The sequence below is a fragment of the Citrobacter portucalensis genome, assembly GCF_023374935.1.
Taxonomy (GTDB): domain Bacteria; phylum Pseudomonadota; class Gammaproteobacteria; order Enterobacterales; family Enterobacteriaceae; genus Citrobacter; species Citrobacter portucalensis.
The window spans coordinates 1,670,871-1,694,647 of record NZ_CP092466.1 but is presented as its reverse complement, the minus strand read 5'-3'; the positions used below and the strand labels follow the sequence as shown (position 1 = coordinate 1,694,647).

General features: G+C 52.8%; 18 protein-coding genes. 4 read left to right on the top strand and 14 right to left on the bottom strand.

Annotated elements, in window-relative coordinates; translation table 11 throughout:
• Positions 1 to 9: 9 nt before the first annotated feature.
• Genes napB through napF form a run of 6 tightly spaced genes read right to left on the bottom strand, consistent with a single transcriptional unit; the run spans position 10 to position 5,235 of the window.
• A complete protein-coding gene (napB, locus tag LY264_RS08025) occupies positions 10 to 459 on the bottom strand; it encodes a nitrate reductase cytochrome c-type subunit (protein ID WP_003834627.1) in 450 nt (149 codons plus the stop codon).
• Positions 456 to 1,319 (bottom strand): quinol dehydrogenase ferredoxin subunit NapH, encoded by an 864-nt coding sequence (gene napH / locus LY264_RS08020; RefSeq protein ID WP_003027552.1) that lies wholly within the window; start codon positions 1,317 to 1,319, stop codon positions 456 to 458. The genes napB and napH overlap by 4 nt, the downstream gene beginning before the upstream one ends.
• Positions 1,306 to 2,001 carry a ferredoxin-type protein NapG gene (gene napG / locus LY264_RS08015; RefSeq protein ID WP_003834629.1) on the bottom strand — a complete coding sequence of 232 codons (696 nt, stop codon included), beginning with the start codon at positions 1,999 to 2,001 and terminating at the stop codon, positions 1,306 to 1,308. The genes napH and napG overlap by 14 nt, the downstream gene beginning before the upstream one ends.
• 6 nt (positions 2,002 to 2,007) lie before the next feature.
• Entirely contained in the window at positions 2,008 to 4,494 is a 2,487-nt protein-coding gene (gene napA / locus LY264_RS08010; RefSeq protein WP_008785300.1) for a nitrate reductase catalytic subunit NapA, read from the bottom strand.
• Positions 4,491 to 4,754: a chaperone NapD gene (gene napD, locus LY264_RS08005; RefSeq protein ID WP_003027560.1), complete on the bottom strand. Its 264-nt coding sequence runs from the start codon at positions 4,752 to 4,754 to the stop codon at positions 4,491 to 4,493. Before napD ends, napA begins: the two co-directional genes overlap by 4 nt.
• Positions 4,744 to 5,235 (bottom strand): ferredoxin-type protein NapF, encoded by a 492-nt coding sequence (gene napF / locus LY264_RS08000; protein ID WP_003027564.1) that lies wholly within the window; start codon positions 5,233 to 5,235, stop codon positions 4,744 to 4,746. The genes napD and napF overlap by 11 nt, the downstream gene beginning before the upstream one ends.
• A 413-nt stretch (positions 5,236 to 5,648) precedes the next feature.
• Here napF and eco point away from each other — a divergent pair, with 413 nt between their 5' ends.
• Positions 5,649 to 6,146 (top strand): serine protease inhibitor ecotin, encoded by a 498-nt coding sequence (gene eco, locus LY264_RS07995; RefSeq protein WP_048216405.1) that lies wholly within the window; start codon positions 5,649 to 5,651, stop codon positions 6,144 to 6,146.
• 96 nt (positions 6,147 to 6,242) lie between these two features.
• On the opposite strand, the gene mqo is transcribed toward eco, so the two are convergent.
• Positions 6,243 to 7,904, bottom strand: coding sequence for a malate dehydrogenase (quinone) (gene mqo / locus LY264_RS07990; RefSeq protein WP_048224660.1), 1,662 nt, complete (start codon positions 7,902 to 7,904; stop codon positions 6,243 to 6,245).
• Between the two features lie 278 nt (positions 7,905 to 8,182).
• Here mqo and LY264_RS07985 point away from each other — a divergent pair, with 278 nt between their 5' ends.
• Positions 8,183 to 9,430, top strand: coding sequence for a SulP family inorganic anion transporter (locus LY264_RS07985; protein ID WP_048225817.1), 1,248 nt, complete (start codon positions 8,183 to 8,185; stop codon positions 9,428 to 9,430).
• Here the strand turns inward: LY264_RS07985 and mgtE are convergent.
• The 6 genes from mgtE to LY264_RS07955 all read right to left on the bottom strand — a co-directional run bounded on the left by mgtE (position 9,393) and on the right by LY264_RS07955 (position 16,730).
• Positions 9,393 to 10,829, bottom strand: coding sequence for a magnesium transporter (gene mgtE, locus LY264_RS07980; protein ID WP_008785304.1), 1,437 nt, complete (start codon positions 10,827 to 10,829; stop codon positions 9,393 to 9,395). The two genes, LY264_RS07985 and mgtE, sit on opposite strands and share 38 nt — an antisense overlap.
• A gap of 105 nt (positions 10,830 to 10,934) precedes the next feature.
• A complete protein-coding gene (locus tag LY264_RS07975; RefSeq protein WP_071692560.1) occupies positions 10,935 to 12,578 on the bottom strand; it encodes a multidrug ABC transporter permease/ATP-binding protein in 1,644 nt (547 codons plus the stop codon).
• A 75-nt stretch (positions 12,579 to 12,653) separates the two neighbouring features.
• Positions 12,654 to 13,304: a DNA oxidative demethylase AlkB gene (gene alkB, locus LY264_RS07970; protein WP_048224665.1), complete on the bottom strand. Its 651-nt coding sequence runs from the start codon at positions 13,302 to 13,304 to the stop codon at positions 12,654 to 12,656.
• Positions 13,304 to 14,368 (bottom strand): bifunctional DNA-binding transcriptional regulator/O6-methylguanine-DNA methyltransferase Ada, encoded by a 1,065-nt coding sequence (ada, locus tag LY264_RS07965; RefSeq protein ID WP_048224666.1) that lies wholly within the window; start codon positions 14,366 to 14,368, stop codon positions 13,304 to 13,306. The genes alkB and ada overlap by 1 nt, the downstream gene beginning before the upstream one ends.
• A 79-nt stretch (positions 14,369 to 14,447) precedes the next feature.
• Positions 14,448 to 15,500 (bottom strand): FAD:protein FMN transferase ApbE, encoded by a 1,053-nt coding sequence (gene apbE / locus LY264_RS07960; protein ID WP_048224669.1) that lies wholly within the window; start codon positions 15,498 to 15,500, stop codon positions 14,448 to 14,450.
• A gap of 114 nt (positions 15,501 to 15,614) precedes the next feature.
• Positions 15,615 to 16,730, bottom strand: coding sequence for a porin OmpC (locus LY264_RS07955; RefSeq protein ID WP_048215883.1), 1,116 nt, complete (start codon positions 16,728 to 16,730; stop codon positions 15,615 to 15,617).
• A 738-nt stretch (positions 16,731 to 17,468) separates the two neighbouring features.
• Between LY264_RS07955 and rcsD the strand changes: the two genes are divergently transcribed.
• Entirely contained in the window at positions 17,469 to 20,138 is a 2,670-nt protein-coding gene (rcsD, locus tag LY264_RS07950; RefSeq protein WP_048215882.1) for a phosphotransferase RcsD, read from the top strand.
• Between the two features lie 16 nt (positions 20,139 to 20,154).
• Positions 20,155 to 20,805 carry a response regulator transcription factor RcsB gene (rcsB, locus tag LY264_RS07945; protein WP_003027592.1) on the top strand — a complete coding sequence of 217 codons (651 nt, stop codon included), beginning with the start codon at positions 20,155 to 20,157 and terminating at the stop codon, positions 20,803 to 20,805.
• A 118-nt stretch (positions 20,806 to 20,923) separates the two neighbouring features.
• On the opposite strand, the gene rcsC is transcribed toward rcsB, so the two are convergent.
• The gene (gene rcsC / locus LY264_RS07940; RefSeq protein ID WP_249457582.1) at positions 20,924 to 23,770 is read right to left on the bottom strand and encodes a two-component system sensor histidine kinase RcsC; all 2,847 of its coding nucleotides are present in this window, start codon (positions 23,768 to 23,770) and stop codon (positions 20,924 to 20,926) included.
• Between the last annotated feature and the right edge of the window lie 7 nt (positions 23,771 to 23,777).

Genomic DNA, 23,777 nt, shown 5'->3' with positions numbered 1-23,777 from the left:
AATGACCTCTTATTTCCCGTAACCTTTCGAGGGGGTGAAGGTATTTTCAACAATCGGCGCGGCGTCAGCCTGCGGAACGTGACATTGCAGGCAGAAATAACGACGCGGCGCAACTTCAGCCAATACCTTGCCGTCGCTGTCCATAAAGTGCGTCGGACTGATTCGCGGCGCACCGGTGGTGCGATAGCTTTCCACACCGTGGCATTGCAGGCAGCGGTTAGTGTTAGTCGTCACCTGATACCCTTCAACGCTATGCGGAACCATCGGCGGCTGATTCACATAGTTCAGCGGCATGCGCTCTTGCTCTTTCGGCATGCGAATCGCCCCTTCTTGTGTTCCTGAGACTTCCGGTGACTGGCTCAGATCCACTCCATTTGCAGCCCAAACGGCCCCACTGACGACCAGGGCAAGCAGGGCCGTCCATTGACACAGCGTCTTAATCAGGTCATGGCTTTTCATGATTTCGCTCCCGAACTCCATCGTGTTGTTATTGTAAAAACATCCTCAGAACAGACATCCACGCAGCGACCGCAGGCCATGCAATCGCGGCTGGTTACCTGCACCGGACTTTGCTCATCCAGCACCGGCGCACGTAGCACATGCGGTTCCGGGCAAACATGAAAACAATCCATACAGCGGTTACATCTGTTACGTTCTTTTGCCGAAACGGTTAATGCCCCTTTGCTTCCCACCACGCTATACAGCGCACCCAGTGGGCAAAGATGCCCGCACCAGCCATGCTCAACGACCAGTAAATCAAATAAAAACAGCGCGAGGATCAGCAACGCTCCGCTACCGAATCCCATTACCAGGCTCCGTCCAAGCAGAGAGACTGGATTTATCCACTCCCACAACAGCGTACCGGTCAGGGCGGAACCGACCAGGATAACCACCAGCAGGACGTACCGTATATGGCGCGGCAGGGTTGCGGACTGATTCAGGTCAAACCTTCTGCGCAACCAACTGGCTAAATCGGTAACCGGGTTCATGGGACAAACCCAGCTACAAAACAGCCGCTTACCGGCCAGGGCATACAGCACCGTGATGATAGCTGCTCCCGTTAACGCCACCGTCGCCGGCAGATGCCCGCTGGCCAGGCTTTGCAGAGTAATCAGCGGATCGGTGAACGGGATAGCGTCCAGCAACAGGCTGCTACTGTAGTTGCCATGCAGGATCCATACGCCAAGCCACGGGCCGCTGAGGAACATCGCCAGTATCAGAAACTGGCTCAAACGACGCAGCAGCAGCCAGCGATGACTCTTCCACCATCCTTTTTTTGCCTGCGCTTCACGCCCCGCATCACGTTTACGATTTGCCATTGTTCCCCTCCAGCCAACCGAAGCGGTAATGGTGTCCTAACTCCCCTTTTGCCAGCGACAGCGGCAGCACTTTTATTGCTGGCTGTTCCAGTACGCAGACTTTTTCGCATTTCCCACAGCCGGTACAGGCATCGCTGTGCACGGTCGGAATAAACCGCGCATGCTTGCCGGTACGCATGTTGCGGTCCAGCTCCAGGGTGATCGCCTCATCAATTTTCGGGCACTCGCGATAGCAAACGTCGCAGCGTAATCCCTGATAGTTGAGGCAGTTTTCGTGATCCAGCAGTACCGCCAGCCCCATACGCGAATCGTCAATGGATTCAATTTCCCTGTCCAACGCGCCGCTCGGGCAGACTTTGGCACACGGAATGTCCTCACACATTTCGCAGGGAATATCACGGGCGACAAAGTATGGCGTACCGGCCGCCAGCCCGGAGGCCAGCGTTGCCAGCTTCAGCGTGTCATAGGGACATGCCTGAACGCACTGACCACAACGTACGCAGGCGCTGGCGAATGCCTCCTCGCTCAGTGCACCTGGCGGGCGCAACCGCACGCCGGTTGCGCGTGCGGTTTGTTGTTGCAACCCCAGCGCCACGCCAACGACGGCCAGCCCGCCCGCTGCGCGAACCATATCGCGCAGAAAGCGGCGGCGGCCATTTTGGGGTTTTGCTGACCGGGACATAACGCGTTACACCTTCGCCAGTTTCACGGCGCACTTCTTGAAATCCGTCTCTTTGGAGAGCGGATCCGTCGCATCCAGCGTCAGGTTGTTCACCAGCTGTGCGGCATCGAAGAACGGCATATACACCAGCCCCTGCGGCGGACGGTTACGACCGCGTGTTTCAACAATCGAAATCACTTCGCCACGACGGGAAATCACTTTGACCTTATCGCCACGGCGCAGATCGCGTGCTTTTGCATCCAGCGGGTGGATAAACAGCACGGCTTCTGGGAAAGCACGGTGCAGTTCAGGCACACGACGCGTCATACTGCCAGTATGCCAGTGTTCCAGCACACGTCCGGTAGACAGCCACAGGTCATATTCTTTATCCGGCGCTTCAGCAGCAGGCTCAAATGGCAGCGCGAAGATAACCGCTTTACCGTCCGGTTTACCGTAGAACTTGTAGCTTTCACCTGCTTTCACGTAAGGGTCGTTGCCTTCGCTGTAGCGCCACTGGGTCTCTTTACCCTCAACGACCGGCCAGCGTAAACCGCGCGCTTTGTGGTAATCGTCAAATGGCGCAAGATCGTGCCCGTGACCGCGGCCAAACCAGGCGTACTCTTCGAACAAGCCTTTTTGCAGATAGAAGCCCAGCTCGCGGGATTCATCGTTCAGTTGATCTTCAGCCAGTTCAGTCACTGGGAATTTCGTTACTGCTGGCGTAGCAAACAGCACGTCATACAGCGTTTTACCGCGCAGTTCCGGTTTTTGTGCCAGCAGCTCTTCCGGCCATACTTCTTCTGTTTTGAAGCGACGAGAGAATTGCACCAGTTGCCACAGATCCGATTTCGATTCGCCCGGCGCTTTAATTTGCTGACGCCAGAACTGTGTACGGCGTTCCGCGTTCCCGTAGGCGCCTTCTTTCTCTACCCACATCGCGGTCGGCAGGATCAGGTCAGCCGACAGGGCGCTGATCGTCGGGTACGGATCGGAGACGATGATGAAGTTACGCGGATCGCGCCAGCCCGGCATACGCTCTTCGTTGATGTTCGGACCTGCCTGCATGTTGTTAGTACACATCGCCCAGTAGACATTGAGCTTGCCATCTTTCAGCGCGCGATCTTGCGCCACGGCGTGCAGACCAACTTTTGCCGGAATGGTCCCTGACGGAATATTCCAGTGCTTCTCACAGATATCGCGGTGTTTTTCGTTCGTTACCACCATGTCCGCAGGCAGACGGTGGGAGAACGTACCGACTTCACGCGCGGTGCCGCACGCTGAAGGCTGGCCGGTCAGAGAGAACGGGCCGCAGCCTGGCTGGGAGATTTTGCCAGTCAGCAAGTGCAGGTTATAGACCAGGTTGTTGGCCCACACGCCGCGGGTGTGCTGGTTAAAGCCCATCGTCCAGTAGGAGATGACTTTTTTCTTCGGATCGGCATACAGCTGCGCCAGCTGTTCCAGCTGATCTTTCGGCACACCGGTCATTTCGGCGGTTTTATCCAGCGTGTACTCAGCAACGAAGGCTTTGTAATCCTCAAAGCTCATCGGTTCAGAAGCATCGGATCCCGGGTTTTTCGCCGCTTTTTCCAGCGGATGGGTTGGACGCAGACCGTAGCCGATGTCCGTCACGCCTTTACGCAGGTTAACGTGCTTGCTAAAGAAATCCTGGTTAATCGCATTGTTTTGAATAATGTAGTTCGCGATGTAGTTGAGGATCACCAGATCGGTTTGCGGCGTGAAGACCATACCGTTATCCGCCAGCTCAAAGCTGCGGTGCTGGAAGGTGGAAAGAACCGCGACGTTAACATTAGGATCGGACAGACGACGGTTGGTGATGCGCGACCACAGGATCGGGTGCATCTCTGCCATATTCGCGCCCCACAGGACGAAGGCATCCGCATGTTCGATATCGTCATAGCAGCCCATCGGTTCATCCATACCGAAGGTACGCATAAAACCGACTACCGCTGAGGCCATGCAGTGACGTGCGTTCGGGTCGATGTTATTGGAACGGAAACCCGCTTTAAACAATTTGGCAGCGGCATAACCTTCCCAAATCGTCCACTGGCCAGAGCCGAACATACCGATAGACTCCGGGCCTTTCTCTTTCATCGACGTTTTGAATTTCTCTTCCATCACGTCAAAGGCCTGGTCCCAGCTAATCGGGGTGAACTCGCCTTCTTTGTGATACTTGCCGTCTTTCATGCGCAGCATCGGCTGCGTTAAACGGTCTTTTCCGTACATGATTTTCGGCAGGAAGTAACCTTTGATGCAGTTAAGCCCACGGTTAACCGGCGCATCCGGATCGCCCTGGCATGCCACAACACGCCCTTGCTGCGTTCCGACCAATACGCCACAGCCCGTCCCGCAAAAACGGCACGGGGCTTTGTCCCATTTGATGGCTTCTTGCTGACCGACTACCGCGCGGGCAACGCCCGGCACGCTTAACCCGGCAGCCGCCGCAGCGGCCGCAACGGCGTTAGCTTTCATAAAGCTACGACGACTGAGTTTCATGGTGTTTCCTCACCTTGCTCATCCTGCTGGTGATAAACCAGCGACACCGCCAGTACGCCCGCAACGTTGCGTACTGACTCAATTGTTTTCATTAGCGTTTCACTTTGCTCAGCTTCCACCACCACAATCAACTGACCACTTTCCACATCGCTGAGTGCAACTTCGCAACCGGGAAAGGAACGCAACTGCGTGGCGATATCGTTGATATGCTGGCTTTTGGCCTGAACGACCAGGCTGCAGACCTGCCAGTTATTGTCCATGGTTGTACTCCGCGTTAATGGCTGATACCGGGCAGATAGCGACACAGGCGCCACATCCGTTACAGTCCTGATTGTCGAGCTGCGGCTGATAAATGCCGGAAAGCGTGGGGCGAAAGGTTATTGCCATGGGCTCACAGCTATCCTGACAGCGGTGACATTCAACGGACTGATGTGCGAGACAGTTTTCCCCAATCGTAAAATTCAGATCCCATGCCCTGGTGTGGCGCGGAAGAAAAAGTGATTCGGGACAGGCTTCTGCGCAGGCATAGCAAAAGCTGCACTCGCCGTGTTTGAAATTTACGCTCGGGTAACCACCCTGGCCTCGCTGCAGGATGTCGGTTTCGCACGCCTGGATGCAGGCGTCACAACGGAGGCAATGGGCCAGAAAGTGAGAGTCTTCCTTGCTCCACGGCGGACGAATCCCTGCGCTGGCGTTTCGCCAACTGCCTGTCAACATGCCTCGACGGGATAAATCAACCATGACATTGTCCTTCCATAATGACGCCCTCCCTCGGCGGGTTGAACGACATAAAAAACTGCACTATTTATGAGTAGTTATTTTTAGCCGTAAGATATTTCAGGATGTGTTAGAGGTGCATACCCCAATTGGGGTAAATGCTGTTGCCGGATCAAAGGAGTGTTGAGTTGGCGGGAAAAAATGCGCTTTTGCTCACATTTCAATGAGTTATATAACAATGTATATAACGACTTACTCAAAAAGACAAAGATCTCAATATTAGGATAATTCCTAGGATATATCGCTACTATGGAAACGAAACGCTACCTAATACACTTTAAATATAAGTAAATCCAGATTAATAGATTATCCAAATATGTTAACCTGCTACAGACTCGTTCATAAGACAGAAGAAAGGAAACACTGTGAACAATAAGATGAAGACAATTGTCCCTGCCGTACTTTTCGCCGCCTTTGCCAGCACCTCTGCATGGGCTGCCAGTAACGATACCGCCGCTCAGCCGCTGGAAAAAGTCGCCCCTTATCCCAAGGCGGAAAAGGGTATGAAGCGCCAGGTTATCCAGCTTACCCCTGAGAAAGATGAATCTACTCTGAAAGTAGAGCTGCTGATCGGACAAACGCTGGAAGTTGACTGTAACCAACACCGCCTGGGCGGAGAACTGGACAGCAAAACGCTGGAGGGTTGGGGATATGACTACTATGTCTTTGACAAAGTTACGTCTCCGGTTTCAACCATGATGGCCTGCCCGGACGGTAAGAAAGAGAAGAAATTCATTACTGCACATCTGGGTGATGACGGCATGCTGCGTTACAACAGCAAGTTGCCGATTGTGGTCTATACCCCGGAAAACGTGGACGTTAAATACCGTATCTGGAAAGCGGAAGACAAAATTCAGGACGCAGTCGCGCGCTAAGTGAGAATGTGCCGGATGGCAGCGTACCGCCTTATCCGGCCTACAGACGCATAAACAATGCCGGATAAGCGCAGCAGCGCCATCCGGCATTTTATTTTACAGCGCGATATCCGCGACGGCTTTCTGTTCAGACTGAGGTTGTGCCTGAGGTTTCAGCTGTGGTTTCGGCGCTTCATCAGCAACCTGCGGCTTGTCATATTTCAGACCCAGAACCTCACTGGTGTACTGCAGCTCTTGTTCCGTAGCCTCAACGTTACCGTTCAGCTTAGTACCATAAGACGGAATAATGGTTTTCAGCTTCGCCTGCCACTCGGGGCTGGCTACTTTATCTTTAAACACTTTTTCCATCAGATGCAGCATGATCGGTGCCGCGGTTGATGCGCCCGGAGAAGCTCCCAGCAGCGCTGCAATCGTGCCTTCTTTATCGCTGACGACTTCAGTGCCCAGACGCAGCACGCCGCCCTTCTCCGCATCGCTTTTGATGATCTGCACACGCTGGCCAGCCTGCCATAAACGCCAGTCTTCTTTTTTCGCCTGCGGATAGTACTCTTGCAGCGCAGCAAAACGGTCGTCGTCGCTGAGCATCACCTGGCTCACCAGATATTTCACCAGATCGAAGTTATCCAGACCCACGTTGACCATCGGCATAAAGTTTGAGGTGGTGGTCGAGCTGAGCAGATCCCACAATGAACCATTCTTCAGGAACTTGGTGGAGAATGTCGCGAATGGCCCAAACAGCACAACGCGCTTGCCATCAAGGATACGGGTGTCGATATGCGGTACAGACATCGGCGGCGCGCCAACGGAGGCCTGACCGTACACTTTCGCCAGGTGGCGATTGACCACATCCGGGTTTTCCGCAACCAGGAACTGCCCGCCCACCGGGAATCCGGCATAGCCTTTCGCTTCCGGAATGTCGGTTTCCTGCAACAGCTTCAGCGCAGCGCCACCGGCACCGATAAAGACAAACTTCGCCTTGATATCGTGTTCCGCTTCGTTATTTTTCAGATCGGCGACTGTGACAGTCCAGCTATTATCGGCATTACGCTTAAAGCCACGCACTTCGGTGCTCAACTGCAGCGCAAAGTTGGGCTTTTTCTGCAATGAGGTAATCAGTTGGCGGGTGATTTCGCCGTAATTCACGTCAGTACCAATCTCGGTACGCGTTGCCGCGACTTTCTGCTGCGGATCGCGACCTTCCATGACCAGCGGCGCCCACTCTTTGATCTGCGCGTGGTCTTCTGAATAGCGCATACCACGGAACAGCGTGCTCTGCTGCAGTGCGGTGTAACGGGCACGAAGGAAGTTCACGTTCTCGTCACCCCAGACAAAACTCATGTGCGGAACGGTGGTGATAAACGAGCGTGGTTCATGCATTACGCCATTATTGACCTGATAGGCCCAAAACTGGCGGGAAATCTGGAAGGCTTCGTTAATTTCGACTGCCTTTTCAATGCTGATGCTACCGTCGGCCTTTTTAGGCGTGTAGTTCAGCTCCATCAGTGCGGAGTGGCCGGTTCCGGCGTTATTCCAGCCGTTTGAGCTTTCCTGCGCTACACCATCCAGTCGCTCAACCATGGTCATTGACCATTGCGGCTCCAGCTCCTGTAAATAGGTTCCCAGCGTGGCGCTCATGATGCCGCCGCCAATCAACAGTACATCCGTTTCCTGCTCTTCCGCCGCTTTCGCTTTTGCCGCCATCGAGACAACATTCAGCCCAACGGCCATGGTGAAGAGCATGGCAGTCACTTTTTTCATAATGTTAATGCCTTACTTTTAGTATCGCTTTTTTGCTTTTAATGCAGGTGAAAATCGAGCGGCACCAACGGTAACACTTAAGTAAAAATAATTAAATAAAGTTTATAAATTATATTTAATTTTTAAAAATGTTATTAATACGTTGATAGCTTATGCGGTTATTGGCAATCATTTCTGGAAACCGGTCCATCTGACGGGTACTATGCTGCGCTTTGCTATTCACCGCACGGATGCCTGTCGGTCTGCTGTATCAGGCCATTTTTGACCTGAGTGTAACTATGTCTGCAACTCAACATTCCTCTGCCACAGTCTCGGAACACACGACCCGCGCCGTGCTCCGCCAACCCCGTCTGCTGGTGCGCGAAACGCTGGCCGGTGTGGTAACCGCCCTGGCGCTGATCCCGGAAGTAATCTCGTTTTCCGTGATCGCAGGCGTTGATCCTAAAGTCAGTCTGGTAGCCTCCGTCGTACTGTGCCTGGCGATGTCTTTTTTAGGCGGTCGTCCCGCAATGGTTACCGCCGCTGCAGGATCGGTCGCGCTGGTGATTGGTCCGATGGTGCATCAACACGGCGTGCAATACATCCTGCCTGCAGTGGTGCTGGCCGGGATGATTCAGATCCTGTTTGGTGTATTGGGAATGGCACGTCTGATGCGATTCATCCCTACGGCCGTGATGACCGGCTTTGTTAACGCGCTGGGGATATTGATTTTCTTTGCCCAGGTCCCGCATTTCTGGGGCAAAAGCCCGCTCATCTGGGGGCTGTTTGTCCTGACGCTGCTGATTGTGCTGTGGGTTCCGCGGTTTATTAAAGCAATCCCCGCACCGCTTATCGCCATTGTGCTGCTAACCGTGTTCACTGTCACCAGCGGGCAACTGTTACCGACCGTCGGTGACGAAGGTTCAATGAGCGGCGGACTGCCGGGTTTCACCCAGTTGTTGGCTCCGCTCAACCTGCACACGCTGGCGATTATCTGGCCCTGCGCGCTGAGCATCGCTTTTGTTGGTTTGATGGAGTCGCTGTTAACCGCCCGTCTGGTGGATGACCTGACGGTGACGCCGTCGAATAAGAATCGCGAAAGCACCGGACTGGGGATTGCCAATATTTTGGCCGGATTTTATGGCGGCATCGCCGGGTGCGCGATGATTGGTCAAACCATCGTTAACGTCGAGATGGGCAAAGGACGCAGCCGCGTCTCGACGGTTGCCGCCGGACTGGTATTACTCCTGTTAGTCACAGGGTTAAGCGAAGTTATGGCAGAAATACCCATGTCGGTGCTGGCAGGTATTATGGTGATTGTGGCGGTGAAAACCTTCAGTTGGCACAGCATCCAGCCCGCCACGCTGACGAAACTACCCGTCACTGAAACGCTGGTGATGCTGGTGACCGTCGCTGCCACGGTTTCTACCGGCAACCTGGCGATTGGCGTGGTTGCCGGGGTGATGACGATGCTTATTCTACCGCGTATCGTCAGACGCAAACGGGCGACTACATCAGAAACAGCGTTGCCAGACCGAGAAAAATAAAGAAACCACCAGTATCAGTGATAGCGGTTATCATGACGCTCGAGCCGACCGCCGGGTCGCGCCCGAGCTTCACCATCGTCATCGGAATGATAACCCCCATCAACGCCGCCATCAGCAGATTGAGCATCATCGCCAGAGTCATCACACCACCGAGCGCCATATCATCGTACAGCCACCAGGTAATGCCGCCCATAATCCCGCCCCACACGAGGCCGTTGATTAGCGCCACGCCCATCTCGCGCAGGATGAGAAACGTCAGGTTCCCCGGCTGAATATTTTGCAGCGCCAGCGCGCGGACGATCATAGTGATAGTTTGATTCCCGGTATTGCCGCCGATACCCGCCACAATCGGCATCAACGAGGCCAGCGCCACCAGTTGCGAAATCGTATGTTCAAAACCGTCGATCACCCGCGAGGCGATAAAGGCGGTACAGAGGTTAACGGCCAACCACGCCCAGCGGGTTTTTACCGCTTTGGTAACAGGCGCAAACACGTCCTCTTCGGCGCTTAAGCCCCCCATTCGACGCAGATCGGTGTCGGTTTCTTCATAGACAACGTCGACGATCTCATCGATGGTTAAACGGCCCATCAGTTTACCGGAAGGGTCAACCACCGCGGCGCTGACCAGGTTGTCGCGTTCGAAGGTACGCGCAGCGTTTTCGGCGATATCTTCAGGAGAAAAGGTGAGCGGGTCATCTTCCATCACCTCGCTGACTTTTCGCTGCACATCATTGAGTAAAATGCAGGTTAGCGTCAGTTCGCCAACCAGCACTTTATTGCGATCGGTCACGAAAAGTTTATCGGTATTCTCCGGCATTTTCCCCAGCCGCCGCAGGTAGCGTTGCACCACTTCCAGCGTCACGTCCGGACGCACAGTGATGACCTCGAACTCCATGATCGCGCCGACGCTATTTTTCTCGTAGTGCAGCACCTGGCGGACGCGCGTCCGCTCCTCTGCCGGTAACGTCGCCAGCAGACGACCGGTAAGGTTACGAGGCAAATGCTGCACCAGGTAAATCTGTTCATCGATATCGAGATATTGCAGCGCATCCAGCAGCTCGCGGTCGCTCATCTCATCGATCAGGTCGTCCCAGACGTTTTCAGACGCCTCAAGCAAGACGTTACCGCGCTTTTCATTTTCGACCAGTCGCCACAGGGCGTGGCGCTCTTCAGAGGGCAAAGCTTCGAGGGTATCGGCCAGGTCTGGCGGTGGCAGGTGGGCCACCAGCGCCCCTACCTCAGCAATATCGTCGGCTAACGTACCGACGTCATATTGCTCAGCCAGGGTAAGCTTGCCCAACAGCGTTGATATAATGGCTTTATCAGTGGTCAGCAGCCAGATGAGGCGCGCACGCTCTTCATCACGCAGTCTGGCGCTGTTTTTGTTTATTACAGACATTAATCATAAATCCATGATATGAAATATCATTAATCATGATGCCGATTTATGTAAATAACAATAAACAGTGCCGTCGGGTGGCTAAAAAACCGGCGGCACGAAGGATCAGGCTGTGCGAGCCACCGCGTCGCGCGAGGCGGCGTCACGTTCATCGCCCAACAGTTCACTCAACTGTCCGTTACGCATTTCCAGTAGACGATCGGCGTGAATAAAATAGTGATCGTCGTGGCTGATGGCGAAAATGGTTTTCCCCATTTCCTGCATCAAAGGCAATAGCACCTGATAGAACTCCCGGCGGAAATGGGGATCCTGATCGGCAGCCCATTCGTCCAGCAGAATGATGTCACGCTCCTCCGCCAGGGCCAGCAGCAGCGCCACGCGTTTCTTCTGCCCTTTCGACAGCTTCAGATTGAGGATACGGCCATCGCTCAGCTCCAGCTTGTGACCCATTTTCAGATGCTCCAGCCACTTCGCGACCAGCTGCGGATTAGCCTCTTTACCTTCCGGCCCCAGCAGTTTGTCAAACAGCCAGACGTCGGTAAACACGGCGGAGAATAGCTTGCGGTAGTCTTCCGGTTTTTCAACCGCTACGCTCTTGCCATCAAGCAATATCTCGCCTGACTGCGGCTGATATAGACCGGTCAGTAACATCGCCAGCGTAGATTTTCCGCTACCGTTACCGCCAATCAGAAAGATCAGTTCACCGCGATGAATCGTCAGATTCACCGGCCCTACGGAAAACGCATTATCCTGATAGTGGAAAACCACGTTGCGCAGCTCCAGCGTTTGCCAGTTGGGAAACGCGGCTGGGCGTGGGAATTCGGCCTTAAAAGGTGCCAGTGCGAATTTATTCAGCTTGTTGAACGCCACCTGCGCGGTAAGCAGCGTCGGCAGCGCGCCAACGGCAGAGAGCAACGGTGTTCGCAGGAATAACAGCGTCAGAGAATAGGTCGCTGCCACGGCGGTATCAGCCCATCCCAAACTGTTAGCCATCCAGAACACCAGGCCAATGGCACCCAGCATCATAATGTTCGACCAGTTAACCGCGCTCAGGTGGAAGGTATCGGCACGGATAATGTGGTGGCGATACTCTTTGGCATCCGGGACGTACATCTGATTAAAGATATGCTCTGCGCGCTCGCGGTTAAGCGTCAGCTCTTTGCGCCCTTCCAGCACCGTCTGATAATCGTTGTACAACTTGTCTTCAGTTTCGCGCAAGGTGGCCATGTGTTTATACACCCGCGCCACCAGCACAAATCCGCCCCAGATGGTGATTGCCATCCAGATTGCCGTTACCAGTAGCATTTTGGTCGACAGCATCGCCAGATACGCCGCCGATCCTATGGTCAGGATAATCCCCTGCACCAGCTCAGGCAGACGAACAAAGGCGATGGTGATGTTGCGGATATCAATGGTTAAACCGGCCAGCAACGAGGCGCTGCCAAGCTGTTCAATACGCTCGACGTGAGTATCCAGAATTCGTTTGATAAATTCGCTACGCAGGCGGTAGACAAAGTGGTGACCCAGCGTGGTCAACGCCAGCTGAGAACCGAGGGTGACAACCATCAACAACAGCAGCAGGCCAAGAAACTCCGGTAGCACCATCAGCGTGGTGTCGACCGTTTCGATCAAGCGCTGGTTGATAAACGCAATCAGCCCAATCCCCAACGCGGCGCTGGCGAGGCTGAGCGCCATCACGCTGATAAATGGCCAGCGATACTGCCGCCAGACAAGAAGTAAAAGTTCCATGCACACAACCCGGACAAGTAATAACAGCCCGCAGTTTAAACATCTCTTCGTCGACAGCAATAATAATTCTTATTTTTATTCTTTTTTACCTGCCTGGCGAAAAGTCAGATTGTAACGACAGTCTCCGGTCAACGGATGATAGCCCGTCTTAAGCGGCTGGATCCCATGATAAAACAGCCGCGAATTACCGCCCCACACCACGACATCGCCGTGTTCCAGCAGTAAACGCTTTAAAGGGTCATTACGGCGCAAGCCGCCAAATTGAAAGATGGCTGGTAGCCCCAGCGATACAGAGACAATTGGCGCCCGCAGGTCGGGCTCGTCTTTATCCTGATGTAAGGACAGTTTTGCCCCTGGCGTGTAGCGGTTAATCAGGCAGGCATCGGGTTGAAAATCAGCATAGCCCGCCGCCGTCGCCGCCTGTTGGCACAGATCAGCGAACGCATCCGGCAGCGGCGGCCAGTGCGTGCCGGTGAGTGGATCAAACGGAGAATAAAGATAGCCATGTTGATCCGTCGTCCAGCCCAGATGGCCGCAGTTGGTCATCGCCACCGACATCGTATAGCCGCCGGGCGTCACCATCTGGCGAAACGGCGACTGTCTGGCGACAGCCGCTATCGCCTGCAGTAAAGAGGGCGCAGAGTCAAAAGCGAAACGTCGCAGAATAACCGCACCTGACGCCAGCGGCTCCTGCCAGGGTTTCGCATCCGCAAAGAGATCGAGCATTATGTTTCCTCGCCAGTAGCTTCCCGATGCAGTAGCTGCGCCTTGCGCGCAATACCCCATCGGTAGCCCGAAAGTGCGCCATCGCCACGGATCACCCGGTGACACGGGATAACAATCGCCAGTTTGTTGGCCCCACAGGCACTGGCCACCGCGCGCACCGCCTTCGGTTTGCCGATGGCGCTGGCCAGCTGTTGGTAGCTCACTGTTTCGCCGCACGGAATTGTGCGCAGCGCCTGCCACACCTGCTGCTGAAATGCGGTGCCCCGGATATCCAGGGGTAGCGATAGCGGCGCGTCACGCGAATTGATCGCTACGATCACTTCGCGCACGCGCTGCTGAAAATTGGCATCTGCAGGAACATCCTGCGCGGCGGGAAACAGCGCATGAAGATCCGCAACCAACGTAGCGTCATCATCGCCAAGCAAGATCGCGCAGATACCCCGCTCGCTTTCCGCCACCAGACAGCGACCCAGAGCGCAATCTGCGAGGGTATAGCGTACAGAAACGTTGTCGCCACCTTTACGAAATTGCTTTGCCGTCATGCCTAATGCTTGATCGGCTTTGCGGTAGTAGCTGCTGCTGTCGGGGAATCCGGCGTTGAGAATCGCCTGTGTAACCGGAACACCTTTCGCCAGGGCATCACGCAGACGGCGAGCACGCCATGATTGTTGCCACACTTTCGGGGTCATGCCCGTCGTGGCTTTGAACAGACGATGCAAGTGATACGGGCTCATTGCCACCTGCTGTGCCAGCTCGTCCAACGTAAGAGGTGACTCTTGTTCCAACAACTGACAGGCGCGGGCAATTTTATCCAGCCGATGCTGTTGCGCGCTGTCTTTATCCGGCTGACAGCGCTTACAGGGGCGAAACCCGGCATCCTGTGCCTGCTGGGCATCGGCGAAAAAACGGACATTTTTGCGCAGCGCATGTTTTGCCCGACAGGACGGACGGCAGAAAACACCGGTGGTCTGGACGGCAAAAACAAACTGACCGTCGGCGTCAACGTCGCGATCCACAACGGACTGCCAACGGTCATCGTCAGTGATGCGTAAACGATTTTTCATTTCGGACTCCTTTGTTAAGCATAGCGCTTAGCCTCAGTGTGTCCCCATCGTCGGGCATAAAAACCCGCAATCTTGCTTTTTAATTTTTTTCGCTGACCAGAAAGCTATTAAACTGCGGCGACATCCAGGTTTTAAACCCCTCACCCTCTTTCACAATCATATAGACCGCCAGCCCTTCACGACGCACGACTTCTTTGGCCTTTTCCGGGCCGAGCACCATCAATCCGGTATCCCAGCCATCGGCTTCCAGCGCCGTTGGCGCAATCACCGTTACGGACACCAGATTATGTTCGATCGGGCGACCGGTTTGCGGATCGATAACATGGGAAAGGCGCTTACCGTCCAGCTCATAATAGTTCCGGTAGCTGCCGGAGGTGCTAATGCCGTGCCCGTTAATGTCGACAATCGCCTGCACAGCGTTTTCGCGATCGGTCGGTTTCTGGATCGCCACTCGCCACGGATGCCCTTCAGCATTCATTCCCCTGCTGTTCAGCGCACCACCAACGGAAACCAGATAACGGGCGATCCCCTCTTGCTCCATCAATCGAGCCAGATGATCGGCGGCGTACCCTTCACCAACGGTCGAGAGATCAACATACAGATCCGGCAAGTCTTTTTGCAGGTAGTTCTGATGCGCTTCATTCACCACTTTCAGATGAGAAAGCCCGGTTTGCGCTTTTGCCGCGTCAATTTGCCCCTGGGTGGGAATATGCAACGGTTGCTGATCCGGGCCAAAGCCCCACAGGTTGACTAACGGCCCCACGGTGATATCCATGGCCCCATCGGTTTTTGCACCAATGCGTAGCGCCGAAGTCACGATATCCGCCATGGCGTCGTTAACCGGCCACGGCGACAGACTTTTCGACAGGTTAAAGCGCATTAACGCAGAATCGTTTTTATAGGTGGAGAGCAGTTGATCATCGGCATCAAGCTGGGTCTGGATCTTGGCCTGCAGTTCCCTGGCGCGTTTGGCATCTACGCCTACCGCGCTGACCCGCCAGAAAGTGCCCATCGTTTTACCTTCCAGAACGATGGCAGGTGTTGTGGTCTGAGCAGGTTTCGGGGCCTCATCGCACCCGACAAAAAAGATCGTCACAGCCAGCAGTGCTGCGCGATAAAAATTCATTTCCATACGTAATTATCCTCATGCGAACGGGCGCAAGAGTACACCAAAAATCGTTGTTTGTACGGCGAAAAAACGGCATTAAAAAAGGCCCCGCAGGGCCTTTGATAGACATAATGTAGATTAGAACTGGTAAACCAGGCCCAGTGCTACGATGTCATCGGTGCTGATGCCAGCATCACGAGTGAACTGGTTGTCATCCAGCAGGTTGATTTTGTAATCAACATAGGTGGACATGTTTTTGTTGAAGTAGTAGGTCGCGCCAACATCAACATATTTCAGGATATCTTCGTCGCCATAGCCGCGGCCCAGGTCTTTACCTTTGGACTGCAGGTAAGCCACGGACGGACGCAGACCGAAGTCGAACTGGTACTGCGCAACGGCTTCGAAGTTCTGTGCTTTGTTAGCCCAGCCCAGGGAGCCCGCACGCGTTGCGTTGTAGGTCTGGGTGTACTGTGCTGCCAGGTACACGTTGTTCGCGTCGTATTTCAGACCACCAGTGTAGGTTTCAGCACGGTCGCCAGTACCGAAGTTCAAACGGTTCTGCTCGTCAGTACGTTTGGAGCTGGTGACAGCAGTACCCAGTGCGAAGCCTTCACCGATATCATAAGTGATAGATCCGCCAACGCCGTCGCCGTTTTGACGCAGCGCGTCACGACCGTTGTTGGTCACGCCAGTGAACGTTCTGCCGTTCTCGTCTTCGCCGCTTACGCTACCGTTTTTACCCTGATACTGAATGGCAAAGTTCAGGCCATCAACCAAACCGAAGAAGTCGGTGTTACGGTAGGTCGCGAAGCCGTTACCACGCTGCTGCATGAAGTTGTCAGCACCGTAAGTATCGCCGCCGAATTCCGGCAGGACGTCGGTCCAGGACGTTACGTCGTAAACTACGCCGTAGTTACGACCGTAGTCGAAAGAACCTACGTCAGCGAATTTCAGACCCGCAAACGCTACACGGGTCCAGGCGTTGTTTTCACTTTCAGCCGCATTACCCTGAATCTGGTATTCCCACTGGCCGTAACCGGTCAGTTGGTCGTTAACCTGAGTTTCGCCTTTGAAGCCGATACGCATGTAAGTCTTGTCACCATCATCACCTTTGTTGTCGGAGAAATAGTGCAGACCATCGACTTTACCGTACAGATCTAATTTGTTGCCGTCTTTGTTATAAATTTCAGCCGCATTCGCTGCGCCTGCTACCAGCAGTGCTGGTACCAGGAGGGACAGTACTTTAACTTTCATGTTATTAACCCTCTGTTATATGCCTTTATTGCTTTTTTATGCCACTGCATACTGATTAAGGTCATTAACCAGTCGGCAACTTCATTCTCCGCAAAAACACAGAATAATCCAACACGAATATGATACTAAAACTTTTAAGGTGTTTCATTTATCGGCATAGATGTTTCCAAATGTTAATGCGAGGGAACTTTTTTAAAATCAAAAAACAGTCGGAATAAGCACAAATAATCAAGAATCATTTCAATACTCTTTAAAATCAATGCATTAAACAAAAAAATCTTATAGCACTGAATGACAAAACAAAATCTTCACTCGCAACTAAAATAGACCCGCTATCATCATTAACTTTATTTATTACCGTCATTCATTTATGAATGTCTGTTTACCCCTATTTCAGCCGAATGCTCAGCGTTCGGTTTTTTTTTACCCTTCTTTACACAAAACTTACCTTTCTGTGCTACCGATGCAAAACTATAACGACTATTAACTATCTCGTAGCGTTGTGATCAGATATAAATTTGATAAATAATTTCTTGTTATTTAATGCTAAATGTATACTTTCCGTACAAATATTTGTACCCGCCTTTATCCACTGTACACCTTTGCACCGTCATGGCTGCAACAAAATGAGGCGTAAAAAATGCAAGCTATGCCGCGCGGTGTAAGTGTGGTAATTCATACATTACCCTTTATACTGCCCCTTCATCTTTCGCGTCGTTTAACAGGTCATAAACACGAATGAGTCAGTCTGACACAACGGTTTCCACCCGATTCTCCCTGTTACCAGGAAGTATTACCCGTTTCTTCTTATTACTGATCGTTGTGCTGTTGGTGATGATGGGTGTTATGGTCCAGAGCGCCGTCAACACCTGGCTAAAGGATAAGAGTTATCAGATTGTCGATATTACCCATGCCATTCATAAAAGGGTCGATACCTGGCGATACGTGACCTGGCAAATCTATGACAATATTGCCGCTACAACCAGTTCACCAGGCGCAGATGGGCTACAGGAAACGCGTCTGAAACAAGATATCTATTATCTTGAGAAACCCCGCAGAAAGACTGAAGCGCTGATTTTCGGCTCGCATGACAGTTCTACACTGGAAATGACCCAGCGTATTTCAACGTATCTGGACACGTTGTGGGGCGCGGAGAATGTCCCATGGTCAATGTATTACCTGAATGGTCAGGACAACAGCCTGATCCTAATCTCGACGTTACCGCTGAAAGATCTGACCTCTGGTTTTAAAGAATCGACGATTGGAAATATTGTGGATTCCCGGCGCGCTGAGATGCTGCAACAGGCTAATGCGCTGGATGAACGTGAAAGCTTCTCTTCACTGCGCCGTCTGGCCTGGCAAAACGGGCATTACTTCACGCTACGCACGACCTTTAATCAGCCAGGACATCTGGCAACGGTTGTCGCCTTTGACCTGCCGATTAATGACTTGATCCCTCCCGGGATGCCGTTGGACAGTTTCCATCTGGAACCTGATGCCACCTCAACGACCGAGCACCTGAATGAAAAAGAGTCGCCTGACAGCGTCAGCATTAATTTCAACAACAGTAAAATTGAGATCTCTTCGGCGCTAAACTCAACGGATATGCGGCTGGTGTGGCAGGTTCCGTTTGGCTCATTGCTGCTCGACACATTGCAAAGCATTCTGCTACCGCTTTTGCTGAACATTGCGTTACTGGCTCTGGCGCTGTTTGGCTATACCACCTTTCGCCACCTCCCTGCCCGTTCGACTGAAGTGGCGCCAAACCTTGCGGCAAATAACGAACTGCGTGTTCTGCGCGCAATCAATGAAGAGATTGTTTCCCTTCTGCCGCTGGGATTACTGGTACACGATCAGGAAGCAAACCGCACGGTTATCAGCAATAAAATTGCCGACCACCTGCTGCCGCATTTAAATCTGCAAAACATTACCAATATGGCAGAGCAGCATCAGGGAGTGATTCAGGCCACCATCAATAATGAACTGTATGAGATCAGACTGTTTCGCAGCCAGATCTCCCCGAGAACGCAGATCTTTATCATTCGTGACCAGGACCGCGAGGTGCTGGTCAATAAGAAACTGAAACAAGCACAGCGGCTGTATGAGAAAAACCAGCAGGCCCGCGCGGCCTTTATGCAGAATATTGGCAGCGCGCTGAAAGACCCCGCGAAAACGCTGGCTGCTAATGCCGCCGCGCTCAATACACCAGACAGCCAGAAACTGGCCAATCAGGCCGACGTTCTGGTGCGCATGGTGGACGAAATCCAGCTAGCCAACCTGCTGGAGAACGATGCCTGGAAAGGTGAATCCACACTGTTTTCCGTGCAGGCATTAATTGACGACGTGGTTCCGGAGGTTCTGCCGGCCATTAAGCGTAAAGGGCTGCAGCTGCTGATTAAAAATCACTTAAGCGCCCATGACGAACGCCGTGGCGATCGCGATGCCTTGCGCCGTATTTTGCTGCTGTTGATCCAATATGCGGTAACCACCACGCAGATTGGTAAAATCACGCTGGAAGTCGACCAGGATGAGTCAGAGGCCGAACGCCTGACCTTCCGCATTCTGGATACCGGGGAAGGCGTCACATTAAATGAAGTTGATAATCTCCATTTCCCATTCATTAATGACACGCAGGGCGATCGGTATGGCAAAGCCAACCCGCTGACGTTCTGGCTGTGCGATCAGTTAGCCCGCAAGCTTGGCGGACACCTGAATATTAAAGCACGGGAAGAACTTGGAACACGTTACATCGTCCATGTTAAAATGCCGCTGCACGATCAACATGCTGATAGTGAAGAGCGCCTGTTGGATGACGTCTGCGTAATGGTTGATGTCACCTCAAATGACGTACGTAGCATTGTATTACGTCAGCTGGAAAACTGGGGGGCAACCTGCATCACGCCCGATGAACGGTTGAATAGTCAAGAATATGATCTCTTTTTAACGGATAATCCGTCTAATCTTACTGCCTCAGGCCTACTTTTAAGCGATGATGAGTCTGGCGTACGGAAAATTGGCCCAGGCCAACTGCGCGTCAACTTTAATATGAGCAATGCTATGCAGGAAGCGGTCCTTGAGCTGATTGAAGAGCAGCTGGCACAAGAAGAGTTCCAGGAACTCCCCCTCGGCGGAGATGAAAACGCCGAACTTCATGCCAGTGGTTACTACGCACTCTTTGTAGACACAGTACCGGATGATGTTAAGAGGTTGTATACTGAGGCGGCTATCAGCGATTTCGCTGCATTAGCCCAAACGGCCCATCGCCTGAAAGGCGTGTTTGCCATGCTTAATCTGGTACCCGGCAAGCAGTTATGTGAAGCGCTGGAACATCTTATTCAAGAGAAAGATGCTCCAGGTATAGAAAAATACATCAGCGACATTGACGTTTACGTCAAGAGCTTGCTGTAGCAAGGTAGCCCAATACATGAACACTATGAACGTAATTATTGCCGATGACCACCCGATTGTACTGTTCGGTATTCGTAAATCACTTGAGCAAATCGAGTGGGTAAATGTTGTCGGCGAATTTGAAGACTCCACTGCACTGATCAACAATTTGCCTAAGTTGGATGCGCATGTGTTGATTACCGACCTCTCCATGCCGGGAGATAAATACGGTGATGGGATCACGTTAATTAAATATATCAAGCGTCATTTCCCAAGCCTGTCGATTATCGTTCTGACCATGAACAACAATCCGGCTATCCTGAGCGCGGTACTGGATCTCGATATCGAAGGGATCGTACTGAAGCAAGGCGCGCCAACCGACCTGCCAAAAGCGCTGGCCGCGCTGCAGAAAGGTAAGAAATTTACCCCGGAAAGCGTGTCTCGTCTGCTGGAGAAAATCAGCGCCAGCGGCTATGGCGACAAACGTCTGTCACCGAAAGAGAGTGAAGTTCTGCGCTTGTTTGCCGAAGGTTTCCTGGTTACTGAGATCGCCAAAAAGCTCAACCGCAGCATTAAAACCATCAGCAGCCAGAAAAAATCGGCAATGATGAAGCTCGGTGTGGAAAACGATATCGCACTGTTGAATTACCTTTCCTCTGTGACGCTGAGTCCGTCAGACAAAGAGTAATTCTTTATCACGTCAAAATGCCTGATGGCGCTGCGTTTATCAGGCCTACGAATAAACAGCATCGTGCACGTTTCGTAGGCCGGATAAGACTAACGCCGCCATCCGGCTCTTTTATCCCCTATCCCCGCGTTTTTCTCACTCTTTCCGCATAGACCGCCAGCGTTTGCTTCAATACGTCTAAGGTCACCGGCTTGGACAGACAGCTATCCATACCTGATTCCAGACAACGCTGCTTCTCTTCGGCAAGCGCGTTTGCCGTTACCCCCACAACAGGCAGCGTTAACCCTAGCTGGCGGATACGCTGCGTCAGGCGATAACCATCCATATTTGGCATGTTGACGTCACTCAGCACGATATCGATATGGTTTTTGCTGAGTACATTGAGCGCATCCACACCGTCATTCGCCGTTTTACACTGATATCCCAACGATCCCAGCTGATCGGCCAGTAAGCGCCGGTTGATAGGGTGATCGTCAACAACCAGGATCATCATGTCATCGTTCGTCGCACCGGCTTTATCCGGGGCTGGCAGCGCCGCGGAGAGATCTTCACTCCCCAGCTCTACACTGTAGATATGCGCCAACAGCGCAGGCAGTTCGTGCGGTGACGCCACGCTGTGTACCCATTCTCCAGGCTCTCTTTCCAGCGGAATGCCAATATGGCGGCGGCAGAAAATTACCGCTGCTCGTCCCTGCCAGGCCTGTTCCAGCACATCGTCGGCCACCAGCAGGTCATCCGCATCGGGCTGTTGTCCCTCATATCGCAGCACCGTCATCCCGTTACGCGTCAGGCTGGATTCGAGAAATTGGTACAGTGACGCATTACGTACTGCCAGCCAGCAACGCGTGCCTGCCAATCCTTCAACACCCTTTTTCAGTGGATACTGTGCGCCATAAAGCGGAATACGCAGCGTAAACTGACTCCCCATTCCCGGCTCGGAATCGACGGAAATATCCCCATCCATCATGCTGATCAGTTTTTCACAAATCGCCAAACCGAGTCCCGTTCCCTGGAAATTACGCTGTACGCCAGTGCCCACCTGGAAGAAAGGATCGAACAAACGGACCACTTCTTTGGCGGGGATACCCACCCCGGTATCACGCACTCGAATGCTCAGGTAGTCGCCGCTGCACTGCACGTGAAGCACAATACAACCGGTATCGGTAAACTTGATTGCGTTACTCAGCAGATTAGAAATCACCTGTTGTAAACGCATCGGATCGCCATTCAGCGCCACGGGCACATCCGGGTCGATAAAGCAGTACAACCCCAACTGCTTGCGGACCACCAGCGGCAAATAGTTAGCCGTAATATGGTTCATGACTTCACGCGGTGAAAACTCTCGCGGCTCAATCTTCAGCTGTTCAGATTCAATTTTTGAGAAGTCGAGAATATCGCTGATAATTTTCAGCAGCAGGCTGGAAGAGTTATTCATCGCCGTTACCAGACGATCCACCCCACTCGGTAACTCTTTGGTTTGCAACAAATCAAGGTTCCCGATAATGCCATACAACGGTGTACGTAGCTCATGGCTCACCGTCGCAAGGAACATCGATTTGGACTGGCTGGCCTGTTCCGCCGCCTGAGCCATCTCCTGCAACGACTCTTCCATTTTAACGCGCGCACTGACATCAACCAGGACACAAATTGCCACGTTTTCATTGCGATAGCGCGAGTGCACAAAGCTGATTTGCAGATTGGTATTGTTGCTGGTCAGTACATCAACAAAATTGACCTGTTGGCCACAAATAATTTGCGTTAACCGCTGACGGTCTTCATGCGTCAGCATGTTCAGATAGGTGTGTGCCAGTTCGTTACTCAGGATGTTAATGCCATCCATCGTGCGCAGAATACAAATACCCACCGGCGCAGAAGCTACGATTTTACGGTTAAACTGCTCATGTTCTTCCAGCCGCTGAGCATCACTTTCCGCCGGAATAAAAATGCGCCGTTCATACATGCGCGTGAGCATAAACAATGCCGCGCCAACCAGCACGTTCAACAAGATAGCGTTCAGGATCATCATGCGGATCCGTTCCAGCACCAGATCGACCGGAACGGAGTACACGATGCTCAGGGAGGACGGAGGCAGATTCTTCTTCAATACCAGCTCGCGGAAACCCGGCGTGTAGCCAAACCAGGAGCGCTCCTGCATCCAGTGGGGCTCAGCCTTAATATTCCCTTCAGGGCCAGTGAGAGAAATTAGCGCATGGCCATTTTCGTCGAGGATGGTCACACCCATCGGTAAACTGCCCGGAGTGAAGAAATTCTCCATGCGAATAGGCTGCTCTACGCCCAACAGCGCCTGGAGGCGATTGGCGAGGTAAACCGGCGTCAGCGCATAGAAATACCCTACTCCCGGACGTGGCCCCTGGCTGATCCAGAACAAGTTGTTACCGTTTTCGTCTTGCGTAGCATTGCGATACTTAATAATGCGCTCATGCAGCGCCTTCAGGGCCTCGTCACGTTCGACGGGCATATCACGCAAGCCGAAATTGGCCATACAGAGGTTGTCGCTGCCGATCAGGAACACTCGATTTAAATCATAGGCGGCGGAAAAGTTGTCGCGCCAGTAGCGCATAAACCATGCCAGTGATTCCAGAGAACCTCGCCAGGCGTTGCCCATGACAGAACAGTCTGAGTCGGCAAACAACGGCTCAAAATTAGGCACGACGGTTTTATCATCTCGCGCCCGCAGCGACATCACACCGTTTTCTGCCGTTAAGCGATTCTCGGCAATATATTTAAGCTCTTTAATGACATCAGATGTGCGCTGAATGTAGCGCTGGGCTTGATCAGAGCTGAGATTAAGCTCCTGATGGATCTCAGACTCTCGCTGGTGCAGCGCATTCACAATGTAGAACACGGAGGCGAACGCAATCAGACACCAGATGACGAGCGCCAACGCTCTGAACAGGTAGCGTGAAACTTTTAGGGTTGAATGAACGGAAGCAAGGTATTTCAAAGGGGCG